Annotated in this window: 11 protein-coding genes and 1 tRNA gene; 8 read left to right on the forward strand and 4 right to left on the reverse strand. The window is 71.8% G+C overall.

Annotation, left to right across the window (positions count from 1 at the left end; genetic code table 11):
- Window positions 1-33: 33 nt before the first annotated feature.
- Window positions 34-106, forward strand: a tRNA-His gene (locus EW117_RS11990).
- A gap of 67 nt (window positions 107-173) precedes the next feature.
- Here EW117_RS11990 and EW117_RS11995 read toward each other — a convergent pair.
- Together EW117_RS11995 and EW117_RS12000 are read right to left on the reverse strand one after the other, a co-directional pair.
- Window positions 174-1,070 (reverse strand): ATP-grasp domain-containing protein, encoded by an 897-nt coding sequence (locus EW117_RS11995; RefSeq protein ID WP_129786949.1) that lies wholly within the window; start codon window positions 1,068-1,070, stop codon window positions 174-176.
- Between the two features lie 67 nt (window positions 1,071-1,137).
- Window positions 1,138-2,226 (reverse strand): ABC transporter ATP-binding protein, encoded by a 1,089-nt coding sequence (locus tag EW117_RS12000; RefSeq protein WP_242504248.1) that lies wholly within the window; start codon window positions 2,224-2,226, stop codon window positions 1,138-1,140.
- A 43-nt stretch (window positions 2,227-2,269) separates the two neighbouring features.
- Between EW117_RS12000 and EW117_RS12005 the strand changes: the two genes are divergently transcribed.
- The 3 genes from EW117_RS12005 (at window position 2,270) to EW117_RS12015 (ending at window position 4,855) form a co-directional block, all read left to right on the forward strand.
- Window positions 2,270-2,929: an ABC transporter permease gene (locus tag EW117_RS12005; protein WP_129786951.1), complete on the forward strand. Its 660-nt coding sequence runs from the start codon at window positions 2,270-2,272 to the stop codon at window positions 2,927-2,929.
- Complete coding sequence (locus EW117_RS12010) at window positions 2,926-3,663, forward strand: ABC transporter permease (RefSeq protein WP_129786952.1); 738 nt, start codon at window positions 2,926-2,928, stop codon at window positions 3,661-3,663. The genes EW117_RS12005 and EW117_RS12010 overlap by 4 nt, the downstream gene beginning before the upstream one ends.
- 160 nt (window positions 3,664-3,823) lie before the next feature.
- Entirely contained in the window at window positions 3,824-4,855 is a 1,032-nt protein-coding gene (locus EW117_RS12015) for a glycine betaine ABC transporter substrate-binding protein (RefSeq protein ID WP_129786953.1), read from the forward strand.
- Window positions 4,856-4,974: 119 nt separating this feature from the next.
- Here the strand turns inward: EW117_RS12015 and EW117_RS12020 are convergent, their stop codons facing one another.
- Window positions 4,975-6,579 carry a dihydrolipoyl dehydrogenase family protein gene (locus EW117_RS12020; RefSeq protein ID WP_129786954.1) on the reverse strand — a complete coding sequence of 535 codons (1,605 nt, stop codon included), beginning with the start codon at window positions 6,577-6,579 and terminating at the stop codon, window positions 4,975-4,977.
- A 115-nt stretch (window positions 6,580-6,694) separates the two neighbouring features.
- The gene (locus EW117_RS12025) at window positions 6,695-9,136 is read right to left on the reverse strand and encodes a Tex family protein (RefSeq protein ID WP_129786955.1); all 2,442 of its coding nucleotides are present in this window, start codon (window positions 9,134-9,136) and stop codon (window positions 6,695-6,697) included.
- 440 nt (window positions 9,137-9,576) lie between these two features.
- Here EW117_RS12025 and EW117_RS12030 point away from each other — a divergent pair, with 440 nt between their 5' ends.
- The 4 genes from EW117_RS12030 to EW117_RS12040 all read left to right on the forward strand — a co-directional run bounded on the left by EW117_RS12030 (window position 9,577) and on the right by EW117_RS12040 (window position 13,402).
- On the forward strand, window positions 9,577-10,893 hold the full coding sequence (locus EW117_RS12030) for a serpin family protein (RefSeq protein ID WP_242504249.1): 1,317 nt from the start codon (window positions 9,577-9,579) through the stop codon (window positions 10,891-10,893).
- Between the two features lie 123 nt (window positions 10,894-11,016).
- Window positions 11,017-12,408, forward strand: coding sequence for an OFA family MFS transporter (locus EW117_RS12035; RefSeq protein WP_207211850.1), 1,392 nt, complete (start codon window positions 11,017-11,019; stop codon window positions 12,406-12,408).
- A 2-nt stretch (window positions 12,409-12,410) separates the two neighbouring features.
- Window positions 12,411-12,569, forward strand: coding sequence for an MFS transporter small subunit (locus EW117_RS29400; protein WP_165362664.1), 159 nt, complete (start codon window positions 12,411-12,413; stop codon window positions 12,567-12,569).
- A 293-nt stretch (window positions 12,570-12,862) separates the two neighbouring features.
- Entirely contained in the window at window positions 12,863-13,402 is a 540-nt protein-coding gene (locus EW117_RS12040) for a hypothetical protein (protein ID WP_129786957.1), read from the forward strand.
- Window position 13,403: the final 1 nt, after the last annotated feature.

Here is a 13,403-nt window from a genome sequence, read left to right on the forward strand (position 1 = left end):
TCGACGGCCGCCGGTCCACGATCGGCGAACATGGTGGGCGTAGCTCAGCTGGTAGAGCATCGCGTTGTGGTCGCGAGGGCCGCGGGTTCAAGTCCCGTCGCTCACCCCGTACGAAAGGGCCCCTCACTCAGGTGAGGGGCCCTTTCGCGTACTCCCGGGAAATCGGGGCGGGATCAGCCCAGCAGCTTCACGACGGCGTCGGCGAGCTTGCCCTCGACGCCCGTGCCGTACTTCATCCACAGCGACGGCTCGGTGAGCTCCAGCTCGATGACCATCGGGACGCCGTCGTCACCCGAGACGAGGTCCACACGCGCGTAGGTGAGGTCTGCGCCGGTCGCCGTCCGCGCCACAGCGAGCGCCCGTTCCGCCACGTCGATCTGGGCGGGGGTGGCCTCGAACGCGGACTTCTCCTCCTCCGCGTACAGCTCGCCGGTGTCCTCGGCCGGGCCGGTGAGCAGCGCGTTCTTGCGAACGGCGTGCGTGAGCTCACCGTCGATGAAGATGAGGCACGTCTCGCCGGCGGTGTCGACGGAGGTGACGTAGGGCTGGATCATGACCCAGCGGCCGTCGTCGAGCAGGCGGGTGGCGTGCGCGATGGCCTTACCGCGCGACTCGGCGGACACGGGCTGGTAGCGGCCCGTGTTCTGCGCTCCGGCGCTGACGACGGGCTTGACCACGAAGTCGCCGAAGGCGGGCATGCGGGTGTGCACGGCGCGCTTGGACAGGTGCCGGGCGGGGTCGAGCCAGATCGTGGGGATCACGGGGATCTCGGCGGCCTCGAGCTCACGCAGGTAGCGCTTGTCGGTGTTCCACTCGATGACGTCGGCGGAGTTGGCCACCTTGGGCAGGGAGCGCACCCACGCGAGGAACTCGTCGTGGCGCGGCGAGTAGTCCCAGGTGGAGCGGACCAGGACGAGGTCGTAGGCGTGCCAGTCCACGGCCGGGTCGTCCCAGACGGCGGGGTCGGCGGTCACGCCGCGCTCGGCCAGCGCGGCGATCAGCGGCACGTCGTCCTTGTCGAGGTCGGGCAGCTGGGAGCAGGTCGCGAGGGCTACTCGGGCGTTGGTCACGGACCGAGACTATCGGGACCGGTTCCGCGGGGTCCCGGCCTGTGCGCCCTGGGGAACGGGGTGTCCGTCACACTGCCGGCTCGCGGCCGGGCACGCCGTCGTCCGCGGTGTCCTGGGCATCCTCGGTGTCCGGAGCATCCGGAGCATCCGCGACGCCCGGGTCGCTCGCCGCCGCGTCCGCCGCCCGGCGCAGCGCGCCGAGGATCCCGTCGGCGGTGAGCGAGCCGACGACGTCGCCCGACTCCCCCACGACCGGAACCCGGCCCATCGCCGAGCCCGGCAGCGCCGCGACCGCCTCGAACGCGTCGGTCAGGCGCCCACCGAGCCGGACGGGCGCGGGCGCCGGCTCGACTATCCGCTCCGCGCCCTCCAGATCGGCGGTCTGGACGCGGGCGAGGGCGAGCATGCGGGACGCGGCGCCCTCGCCGGTGAAGTCCCGCACGCGGTCCGACGCCGGGTGGGCCAGGACCGCGAGCGGGCTCGCCACCTGCTCGAGCACCCCGCCACGGGACAGCACGGCGATCCGGTCGCCGAGGCGCGCCGCCTCGTCGATGTCGTGCGTCACGAGGATCACGGTGGTCCCGGTCTCGCGCTGGATGCGCTGGAACTCCGCCTGCAGGTGCCGCCGGAACTCCGGGTCGACGGCGCCGAACGGCTCGTCCATCAGGAGCACCGGCGGGTCGGTCGCGAGCGCGCGGGCCACGCCGATGCGCTGACGTTCGCCGCCGGACAGCTCGTGGGGGTACCGCTTGGCATAGGTGGCGGCGGGCAGACCCACCAGGTCCAGCAGCTCGGTCACGCGCGCCCGCGTGCGCTTCCGGTCCCAGCCGAGCAGGCCGGGCACCGTCGCGATGTTCGCCTCGACCGTGCGGTGCGGGAACAGCCCGACGTTCTGGATCACGTAGCCGATACGGCGGCGCAAAGCCACGGGGTCGGTGTCGGTGACGTCCTCGCCGTCGAGCAGTATGCGGCCCGACGTCGGCTCCACCAGGCGGTTCACCATGCGTAGCGTGGTGGACTTGCCGCAGCCCGACGGGCCGACCAGGGCCAGCACCTCGTGCTCGCGCACGGCGAGGCTCAGCCCTTCGACGGCGACGGTTCCGTCCCCGTACGCCTTACGGACGTTGTCCAGCTCGATCACGGTGCGCGCAGCCATGTCGTCGAACCTACCGGGTGTCACCCACGGTACGGTCGGAGGCATGCCCGGCAACCCCTGGTTCTCCTGGTCCTACGTGGTCGACAACGCGCCCGTGCTGTGGGAACGCACGGTCGAGCATGCCGGCGTGACGATCGAGGCCGTCGCGATCTCGGCCGCCATCGCCATCCCGCTGGGGGCACTGGTCTCCCGGTTCCGGTGGCTGTCCGGGCCGGTGCTCGGCACGGTCGCCGTCATGTACACGGTGCCGTCGCTGGCGCTGTTCGCGATCCTGGCGCCGCTGCTCGGGATCGGCCGCACGCCCGTCCTGGTGGGCCTGGTGGTCTACGCACTGCTCATCATCCTGCGCAACACCGTGGCCGGGCTCGCCACCGTGGACCCCGCTGTGCTCGACGCGGCCCGCGGCCTCGGCTACGGGCCGGGCCGGATGCTCGTCCAGGTGGCCATGCCGAGCGCGTTGCCGAGCATCGTCGCCGGGCTGCGGCTGGCCACCGTGTCCACCGTGGCGCTCGTCACCGTCGGTGTGGTGGTCGGCTACGGCGGGCTCGGGCAGCTCATGTTCCAGGGCTTCCGCAACAACTTCTACCGGGCCGAGATCATGACGGCCACGCTCGCGACCATCCTGCTCGCCCTCGTGCTGGACCTCGCCCTCTGGGCGGCCGGCAGAGCCCTGACCCCCTGGCTGCGCAGGAGGACCGCATGACCGCCCCCACCGGCGTCGTCGACCAGGCCTTCGTGTGGCTCAACGACCCCCTGACCTGGACCGAGCCCGGCGGCCTGCTCGAGCTGACCGGCGAGCACCTGCTCATGACCGCCGCCGCTGTCGGCGCCGCCGCGGCGCTCGCGATCCCGCTCGGCGCATGGCTGGGGCACAGCGGCCGGGGCGCGGGCCTCGTCGTCTGGCTCACCAACACCTCCCGGGCGCTGCCGACGCTCGGCATCATCCTGCTGCTCGCCGCGGGCGGGCTGTTCGGCAACACGGCCACCGTCATCGCCGCCGCGTTCTTCGCCGTGCCCGTGCTCCTGGTCAACACCTACGAGGGGGTACGCGGCGCCGACCCCGACGCACGCGACGCCGCCCGCGGCATGGGCATGAGCGGCGGCCGCATCCTGCTGCAGGTCGAGCTGCCGCTCGCCACCACCCTCGTCTCCGCCGGGCTGCGGACCACCATCGTTCAGGTCGTGGCCACGATCCCGCTCGCGGCGCTCGCCGGCGGCGGCGGCCTGGGCCAGGTCATCGCGTTCGGCATGGGCACGCAGCGATACGGCGAGGTGCTCGCCGGCGGCATCGTGGTCGCGGCGCTGTGCCTCGCGATCGACGCCGTCCTCGCGATCGGCCAGCGCCTGGCCACCCCCGCGCCGCTGCGCGTGGGCGCGGCCACCCGACGACGGCGCTCCGCGCCCGCACCACCACGGTTCGACACCGGCACCGTCTGAAGCCGACCTGCACCGACAGGGGGCAGGCCCCGGCCCTCGGAGAATGTAACGAGAATCTCACGGGTGGCTTTATCTCTTGCCTTCCATCGCTCACCGGGGTCGAATGGGACAGATCGAAGCCGTAGAACAGTTGTACGCCACCCACGTTCGGAGACATTCGATGAAGTTCCCCCGTACGCACGTGTCCCTGCCCCGGGCGCTCGGCGCCGCGGCGGCCGTTGCGAGCCTCACCTTCCTGGCCGCCTGCGGCACGCCGGGCTCCGCCGGAGGGAGCGGCAGCGCCTCGACGGGCGGCGGCGGCAGCATGGCCGCTTGCGAAGCGGCCCCGGGCGACGAGCTCGTGGTGCTCGAGGACGACAAGCAGCTGCAGACCGTCGACAACATCATCCCGGCGGTCAACGCGGCAGCAATCGAGGGCGACGACACGCTCGTCCCGCTCCTCGACACCGTGTCGGCCGCCCTCGACACCGACACCCTCATCGGCCTGAACAAGGCCGTCGACGTCGACCGCCGCAGCTCCGAGGAGGTCGCCCAGGAGTTCGTGGCCGACGCCGGCCTCGACAACCCCGAGCAGAGCGGTAGCGGAGAGATCGCCATCGGCGCCGCCGACTTCGCCGAGAGTGCCACGCTGGGCAACATCTACGCGACGGTCCTGAACGCCGCCGGGTACGAGGCCACGGTCACGACCATCGGCAACCGCGAGGCCTACCTCCCCGCACTGGAGAGCGGCGAGCAGGTCCAGGTGATCCCCGAGTACGTGGGCACGCTCACCGAGTTCATCAACAAGGACGTCAACGGGGCCGACGCCGAGGCGGTCGCCAGCAGCGACCTCGATGCCACCGCGGAGGCGCTGACGGGCCTGGGCGAGGAGGTCGGCCTTGTGTTCGGCGAGCCCTCGCCCGCGCAGGACCAGAACGCGTTCGCCGTGACCAAGGCGTTCGCGGACGAGCACGGCGTGACCTCGCTGAGCGAGCTCGCCGAGGCCTGTGGCGGTCTGGTGCTGGGCGGCCCGCCGGAGTGCACGGAGCGCCCGTTCTGCCAGCCGGGCCTCGAGGAGACCTACGGCCTGGAGTTCGCGGACTTCCGCTCGCTCGACGCCGGCGGCCCGCTGACCAAGTCGGCCCTCCAGCAGGGCGAGGTCACCCTGGGCCTGGTCTTCAGCTCGGACGGCTCCCTCACGCCCACCTCGTGATGCCGAGGTAGAACTGGGGCGAGGTAGAACTGGGGCGAGACAGAACTGGGGCCGGAGCGCTGATCAGCGCTCCGGCCCCAGTTCTGTCTCGCCACAGTTCTACCTCGGCAACCTGGGTCCTACAGGCCGTAGGACTCCAGGAAGCGGAGCCAGACCTCGCTGACCGTCGGGTACGCGGGAACCGCGTGCCACAGCCGGTCGAGCGGCACCTCGCCGACGACGGCGATCGTCGCCGCGTGCAGCATCTCCCCGGCGTCGGGCCCCACGAAGGTGGCGCCCACCAGGACCCGCCGCTGCGTGTCGACCAGCACCTGGGCACGGCCGGTGTACCCGGGCGTCTCCACGCTCGCGCCCGACACCCAGGACAGGTCGTACGACACGGTCTCCACGGGAATCCCCGCCGAACGCGCCTCGTGCTCCGTCGGCCCCACCCAGCTCACCTGCGGCTGCGTGAACACGACCTGGACGCGCGCGGTCTCGTCGGCGGTCGCGGCATACCGCGACCACGGCTTGCCCTCCTGCCCGACGGCGGGCTCCGGGTCGCCCCTGGTCGGTGACCGATCTCCCGCCTCCGTGCCGTACCGCGCGGCCACCACGTCGCCGACGATCCGCGCCTGGTACTTGCCGTGGTGGGTCGTCGGCGCGCGGCCGGTGACGTCGCCGCAGGCGTACAGCCAGCCGCCCGGCACGCCTGTGACCTGCAGCGAGTCGTCGACCACCAGCGCCCCGCCGCGGCCCAGCGCCGACTCGGACAGGCCCACGCGCTCCACGCCCAGGTCCGCCGTACGCGGCACCCGGCCGGTCGCCACGAGGATCTCGGCGGCGGTGATCTTCTCGCCGTCGGCCAGGGTGACGGTGACAGGGCCGGGCGCGCTGTCCTCGAGCGTAGTGCCGGGCCGCTCGACCGAGGCGGCCTCGGTGCCCGTGCGGACGTCCACGCCGAGCTTGCGCAGCGCCTCCTCGACCATCTCTCCCGCGAACGGCTCCGCGTTCGACAGCAGACCCCCGCGGGCCAGGAGCGTGACCTGCGCGCCGAGGTCCGTGTACGCGTTGGCCATCTCGACGCCGACGACGCCGCCCCCGATGACGACGAGCGACTCGGGGACGGCGTCCGCCGCCGTCGCCTCGCGGCTCGACCAGGGCGCCGCCTCCGCGAGTCCCGGGGTGTTCGGCAGGACGGGGACGCTGCCGGTCGCGACGATCACCGCATGCCGTGCCCGCAGGAGCCGGGTCACCGGCTCCTCACCCGTGTCGGCCTCCCCGAGGCCGCTGTCCGCTCCGCCCTCCGCGACGCCGTCCGAGCCGTCGGCCCCGGACCCGGACCCGACCGCGGCCACCGGCGGCACCGTGACCTCGACGAGCCGCTCCCCGGCCAGCCGCCCGTGCCCGCGCACGAGCGTCAGGCCGGCGCCCTCGACCCAGGAGACCTGCCCGGCGTCGTCCCAGTTGCTGGTGATCTCGTCGCGCCGGGCGAAAACGGCGGCGACGTCGGGCGCGCCGGGGTCCCGCAGGCCCGGGGTGTCCCTGGCCAGGGCGCGCACAGCGCCCGCGCGCAGCAGCACCTTGGACGGCATGCAGGCCCAGTACGAGCACTCCCCGCCGACCAGCTCCGACTCGACGACCGCCACGGACAAGCCGGTCCGTGACGCACGGTCAGCCGCATTCTCGCCGACGGCGCCGCCGCCGATGACCACGACGTCGAACAATTCCTCCGAAAGACTCATGTCGTCATCGTGACCCGCTGACGTCCCGATCGCCAGGGGGCTCGACGCCGCAGAACCTTACGAAATTGTCAGATGCGCAGGTCACCCGTGACCTGCGCATCTGACCCGCCGGAGCTCAGGCCAGGCCGGCCCGGCGCAGCGCGTCCGCCATCGCGGTGTCCGCCGGAGCGGGGCGGCCACGGCCACCCTGCCCGCCGCGGCCGCCCTGGCCCTGCGCGCCCTGCCCCCCGCGCCCGCCCTGACCGCGCCCGTCGCGGCCGCCCTGCCGTCCGCCGCCCTTCCGGACGCCACCGCCCTGGCCGTCCTGCGCGCCGGAGCCCTGCCCGCCCGACCCCTGACCACCGGAGCGGGAGCCGCCAGAGGTCCGCCCGCCGGGGGCGGCACCGACCTCGTCGTCCAGGCGCAGCGTCAGGGAGACCCGCTTGCGCTGCAGGTCCACGTCCATGACCTTCACCTTGACGATGTCGCCCGACTTCACCACCTCGCGCGGGTCGCTGACGAAGTTCTTGGACATCGCGGAGACGTGCACGAGACCGTCCTGGTGCACGCCGATGTCGACGAACGCGCCGAACGCCGCGACATTCGTGACCTGCCCCTCCAGCACCATGCCGGGCAGCAGGTCGCCGAGCGTCTCGACGCCGTCCGCGAACGACGCCGTGGTGAACGCCGGACGCGGGTCGCGACCGGGCTTCTCCAGCTCGGCGAAGATGTCGGTGACCGTGGGCAGACCGAACGTCTCGTCCACGAACTCGGTGGGCCGCAGCGTGCGCAGGGCGCCGCCGTTGCCGATGAGGGCCTGCACGTCCGCGCCCGACGCCGTCACGATGCGCCTGGCCAGCGGGTATGCCTCGGGGTGCACCGATGACGCGTCCAGCGGTTCCTCGCCGCCCGAGACCTTGAGGAAGCCCGCACACTGCTCGAACGCCTTGGGGCCCAGACGCGGCACCTTCTTCAGCGCGGCACGCGACGAGTACGGGCCGTTGGCGTCGCGGTGGGCCACGATGTTCTCGGCGAGCGTCGAGGTGATGCCGGAGACCCGCGACAGCAGCGGCACCGACGCGGTGTTGAGGTCCACGCCGACGCCGTTCACGCAGTCCTCCACCACGGCGTCCAGCGAACGCGACAGCTTGGTCTCGGTGATGTCGTGCTGGTACTGGCCCACGCCGATCGACTTGGGGTCGATCTTGACGAGCTCGGCGAGCGGGTCCTGCAGCCGGCGCGCGATGGAGACCGCGCCCCGGATCGAGACGTCGAGGTCTGGCAGCTCCGCGCTGGCATAGGCCGACGCCGAGTACACGGACGCGCCGGCCTCGGACACGATCGCCTTGGTCAGGCCGAGGTCGGGCGCCTTCTTCATGAGGTCGGCGGCCAGCCGCTCGGTCTCGCGCGACGCCGTCCCGTTACCGATCGCCACGAGGTCGACGTCGTGCTTCTTGGCGAGCCGCGCCAGCACGGCGAGCGACTCGTCCCAGCGGTTCGCAGGAGCGTGCGGGTAGATCGTCGCGTGCTCCACGACCTTGCCGGTGGCGTCCACGACGGCGACCTTGACGCCGGTACGCAGGCCCGGGTCGAGCCCCATCGTGGCCCGCGTGCCGGCGGGCGCCGCGAGCAGCAGGTCGCGCAGGTTCGCCGCGAACACGCGCACTGCCTCGTCCTCCGCCTCGGAGCGCAGCCGCAGCCGCACGTCGATGCCGAGGTGCACCAGGATCTTGGTGCGCCACGCCCAGCGGACCGTGTCGGTGAGCCAGCGGTCGGCCGGCCGACCCTGGTTCGTGATCTCGAACTGGTGCGCGATCGTGGCCTCGTACGACGTCGGCACGCCGGCCTCGATGCCCTCCTCCGGCTCGATCGTCAGGTCCAGCACGCCCTCCTTCTCGCCCCGGAACAGGGCGAGCACCCGATGCGAGGGCAGGCTGGACAGGGCCTCACCGAACTCGAAGTAGTCGGAGAACTTGGCGCCCTTGTCCTGTTCCCCGTCGCGGACGGCGGACAGCATGCGGCCCCGCTTCCAGAGCCGCTCACGCAATGTGCCGATCAGGTCGGCGTCCTCGCCCATGCGCTCGACGAGGATCGCGCGGGCGCCGTCGAGCGCCGCCGCCGTGTCGGCCACGCCCTTGTCCGTGTCGACGTACGCGCCGGCGGCCGCCGTCGGGTCGAGCGACGGGTCACCCAGCAGCGCGTCGGCGAGCGGCTCCAGGCCGGCCTCGCGCGCGATCTGCGCCTTGGTGCGCCGCTTCGGCTTGTACGGGAGGTAGATGTCCTCCAACCGTGACTTGGTCTCGGCGGACAGGATCTGGGCGCGCAGCTCGTCCGTGAGCTTGCCCTGCTCGTCCACCGACGCCAGGATCGCGGCGCGCCGCTCCTCCAGCTCACGCAGGTACCGCAGCCGCTCCTCGAGGGTGCGCAGCTGCGCGTCGTCGAGCGTGCCCGTGACCTCCTTGCGGTAGCGAGCGATGAACGGCACGGTCGCGCCGCCGTCGAGCAGGTCGACCGCGGCCGTGACCTGCCCTTCCCGAACGCCCAGCTCCTCGGCGATCCGCCGATTGATACTTGCCACTTGTCCCTTACCTCACTTCTCGAAGGTCGGGACAGATTGTGCCCGGAGCCACTGACACTTGTCGCCTCCATCGGCGCGTTTCGCCGTCCGCAGCCCGCGACGTCGAACTCACATCTCATGAGCCGACGCCGCGGAGCGAATGTTCACGAAGCTGGTCGGGGTCCCGCTGGACACTGCGGCCGGCGCCCACGCGCCTGGTATGGGCACCCGGGGTTGGCCCCGATGACTTCGGTCAGTTGCACGGCATCTGATGTGACTTCGGTCTGTTGCACTGAGATCGGTCAAACAAACGACCGATCTCAGTGCAACCGACCGAAGTCAGCGCCAGCACCGTGCAACCGACCGAAGTCAGCCACGGCGTCGAGCCGAGCTCCCGCAAGTCTGCTCACCATCACGACACAAGAAGTCGAACCCACTCAGTCGCCCCCCAGGAGAGACCCGTGCAGCGTCGCCGCAGAACCGCCCACCCCACCCGCCGCCGTACGACGGCGGCCGCGGCTGCGGCCGCCGCGATGCTCGCAGCGGCCCTCGCCCTGACCGCATGCGGCGGACCCGCCCCGGACGAGGGCCTGGAGCGCTCGGACGCGGAACGCCTGGTCATCACGCCCGCCGACGCGCCCGCGAGCGCCGACGCCGTCGCGGCGACCGAGGAGCTGGGCCTGCTCGCACTGCGCGCGACCGCCGAGCCCGACGCGAACGCCCTGGTCTCCCCGGCGTCCCTGAGCTTCGCCCTGGCACTGCTCGCCGAGGGCGCGCGCGGGAAGACCGCCGCGTCCCTGGACGCCGCGCTCGGCGCGACCGGCGAGGACCGTACCTCCGCCTACAACGCACTTCAGGGGGCGCTCGCCGAGCACGACGGCGACCCCGCCGTCGCGCAGGACGACGAGCTCCCCGACGAGCCGGTGCTGCACCTGGCGAACCAGGCGGTGCTCGACGACGGCCTTACCGTCGAGGAGGCCTACCTCGACGCCCTGGCGACCTCGTTCGACGCCGGCGTCCAGCGCACCGACCTGGCGAGCGACGAGGGCAAGAAGGTGCTGGACGCCTGGGTGAACGAGCACACCGGCGGCCTGATCGAGAAGTCGGCGATCGAGCCCGACCCGTTGCTGCGCCTGGTGCTGCAGAACGCGATACTCCTCGCCGCGGGCTGGGAGACCCCGTTCCAGGAGTCCACCACGAGGGACGAGGACTTCACCGGCCCCGACGGCACGGCGCCCACCGAGATGCTGCACGGAACCGAGAGCTGGGCCTATGCGACCCACGACGGGTGGGCCGCGGTCCGGCTCCCCTACATCGACGCGTTCCATGCAGACGTGCTCCTCCCGCCGTCCGGCACCGATCCTGCGGAGATCACGCCCCAGACGCTGGCCGTCCTCCACGAGGCCCTCGGCACGGAGGGGCCACGGCTGGTCGAGCTCGCCATGCCGACCCTGGAGCTCGAGCCGCCGATCCTGGACCTGGCTCCGGCGCTGGAGGAGGCGGGCCTGGCAGGCCTGTACGACGGCGCGGACCTGTCCGGCATCAGCACCACCGAGCCGCTGGAGGTGAGCCAGGTGATGCAGCAGGCGTATCTGAGCCTGGACGAGGACGGCACCGTCGCGGCCGCCGTCACCGAGATCGGGATGGAGACCAGCGGCATCGCGCCGGGCGATGGTCCGGTCCGGATGATCGTCGACCGCCCGTACCTGCTGCGGATCGCCCACACCGAGACCAGCCTCCCCCTCTTCCTGGCGGCCGTGCGCAGCCCGCAGCACTGACCGCCGGCGCCCCGCCGTCGACCATTGACCCGAGCACCCACCGCCAGTAGCGTGCGCACCAAAACGGGTGAAACCGCACTTCCGCGGCCGGATCCCCCCAGCACGAGGAGGTGCTCCGTGGCGCTGTCGTTCCTCGACCGCGAACACACGGTGGCCAAGCCCGGTTACAGCAGGTGGCTCATCCCGCCCGCGGCGCTCGCCATTCATCTGTGCATCGGCCAGGCCTATGCCACCAGCGTCTACAAGAACGCGCTGGTGGCCCATTTCGAGGCGAGTCTCACCGCGATCGGCGTCATCTTCTCGATCGCGATCGTCATGCTCGGCCTCTCGGCCGCCGTGATGGGCACCTGGGTGGAGCGCGCCGGGCCGCGGGCGGCGATGTTCACCTCCGCGTGTTTCTGGGCCTCCGGGTTCCTCATCGGGGCGCTCGGCATTGCGACGTCGCAGCTCTGGCTGGTCTACCTCGGGTACGGCGTCATCGGCGGGATCGGGCTCGGCATCGGCTACATCTCGCCGGTGTCCACGCTGATCAAGTGGTTCCCGGACCGGCCGGGCCTGGCCACGGGCATGGCGATCATGGGCTTCGGCGGCGGTGCGCTCGTCGCCTCGCCGCTGTCCCGGCAGCTCATGGCGTTCTACGACAGCGGGTACGACCCCTCGGACTCCACGTCCGTGGCCTCCGGCAGCGCCGTCACCTCGCTGTTCGTCACCCTGGGCATCGCGTACTTCCTCGTGATGATGCTGGGCGTGTTCACGGTCAAGGTTCCGCCGCCCGGCTGGTCGCCCGTGGGATTCGACGCCGCCGCGGTGGCGGCCAAGCCGATGGTGTCGGCCGCGAACGTCTCCGCGGCGAACGCCATCAGGACCCCGCAGTTCTGGTTCCTGTGGACGGTCCTGTTCTGCAACGTCACGGCGGGCATCGGCATCCTGGAGCAGGCCGCGCCGATGATCCAGGACTTCTTCCGGGACGGCGGCACGTCCTCGGTGGCGCCGACGGCGGCGGCCGGGTTCGTCGCGTTCCTGTCCCTGTTCAACATGGCGGGCCGCTTCGTGTGGTCGTCGACGTCGGACTACATCGGCCGCAAGCCGACGTACATCATGTACCTGGGCGTCGGGATGGTGCTGTACGTGCTGCTCGCCACGATCGGACACGCCTCCACGGCGGTCTTCGTGCTCATCGCGGCCGTCATCCTGTCGTTCTACGGCGGCGGCTTCGCGACGATCCCCGCCTACCTGCGTGACCTGTTCGGCACCTTCCAGGTGGGCGCCATCCACGGCCGCCTGCTCACCGCATGGTCGGCGGCGGGCATCGCCGGGCCGCTGATCATCAACGGGTTCCTCGACGCGCAGGGGACGCCGGGCGAGCTGGTCGCCGCCGACTACCGGCCCGCGCTGTTCACCATGGTGGCCGTGCTCGCGGTCGGCTTCGTCGCCAACATCCTGGTCCGGCCTGTGGCGGCGAAGTTCCACGAGCCCACCGGCTCGGCCGACGCGTTCGTCGAAGGGAAGGTGTGACCATGCCCGAGCTGACCGCCGAGCAGACCGCGGAGCCGACCCCGGAGCCGACGTCGAACCAGGTCCCCCGGCTGATCGTCACCTGGCTGGTGGTGACGGTGCCGCTGGCCTACGGCCTGTTTCAGACCGTCCGCAGCGTCGTCCCGCTGTTCGCCGGCTGACCCCTGACGCCCGGCCCTGACTCGCCGTACCTGGTACGGCGAGTCAGGGCCGCAGTCCCCGCGCGCCATCGCACGGTCGCCGTCGGGCATGCCCGAGTCCCCGCTTCGCGGGCTGAGGCTCCGGCGGACGGTCTGATACATCACACGGGCATGTTTCACCGCCACGCCGTGAGTTTCGCCCAGCGTCGAACCTCGTCGCGCGCGCGGAGCACCTGTACCAAGGTTCGGGGTGTTCCGCGCAGCGCCCGGCACGGGGTCGGGCGTACGGGGCGCGGGGCAGGATGGATGATCCGATGTCTCCCCAGAAACGAACACTCGCCGCATTGTCGGCCCTGCTGATGACGCTGCTCGGCGTCCTCGGCGGTTCCCAGGCGGCGCTTGCGTCCGACGCCGGCCAGAGCTCGGCCACGCCGGACGGCACGCGCGTCACGGCCGTCGGCACGCAGTACCGAACCCTCGTGCTGCCCCCGGCGCCGACCGAAGCAGAGGTCGGCGGTGACTTCGGCATCACGGCGGTGCCGACCATCAGCCCGACCGTCGCGGTCTCGTACGCGAACCCTGGTCAGCAGTACGGCTGCGAGTACGGCACGATGTGCGCGTGGGCCTGGGACACCAGCCAGAACAAGTGGAAGATCTTCCACCTGTACAACTGCCGCACGTACGCCCTGTCCAACTGGATCGGCGACGGCGGATGGGACAACAACCAGACCACTGGGACCGTCGCCCGCTTCTACGGTTCGAACGGCTCGACGCAGGTGCTGTCGCCGTCGACGGCGTTCGAGCGTCGGCACCCGATCAGCTGGAACCCCGTCTACTACATCAGGAACTGCTGAG

Source organism: Promicromonospora panici (genome assembly GCF_900608595.1).
Taxonomy (GTDB): domain Bacteria; phylum Actinomycetota; class Actinomycetes; order Actinomycetales; family Cellulomonadaceae; genus Promicromonospora; species Promicromonospora panici.

Bases quoted from the DNA above. Each gene is read 5' to 3' on its own strand.
- EW117_RS12005 (WP_129786951.1), top strand. From the start codon at position 2,270: ATGCCCGGCAACCCCTGGTTCTCCTGGTCCTACGTGGTCGACAACGCG.
- EW117_RS29400 (WP_165362664.1), top strand. From the start codon at position 12,411: ATGCCCGAGCTGACCGCCGAGCAGACCGCGGAGCCGACCCCGGAGCCG.
- EW117_RS12020 (WP_129786954.1), bottom strand. From the start codon at position 6,579: ATGAGTCTTTCGGAGGAATTGTTCGACGTCGTGGTCATCGGCGGCGGC.
- EW117_RS12010 (WP_129786952.1), top strand. From the start codon at position 2,926: ATGACCGCCCCCACCGGCGTCGTCGACCAGGCCTTCGTGTGGCTCAAC.
- EW117_RS12000 (WP_242504248.1), bottom strand. From the start codon at position 2,226: ATGGCTGCGCGCACCGTGATCGAGCTGGACAACGTCCGTAAGGCGTAC.
- EW117_RS12040 (WP_129786957.1), top strand. From the start codon at position 12,863: ATGTCTCCCCAGAAACGAACACTCGCCGCATTGTCGGCCCTGCTGATG.
- EW117_RS12015 (WP_129786953.1), top strand. From the start codon at position 3,824: ATGAAGTTCCCCCGTACGCACGTGTCCCTGCCCCGGGCGCTCGGCGCC.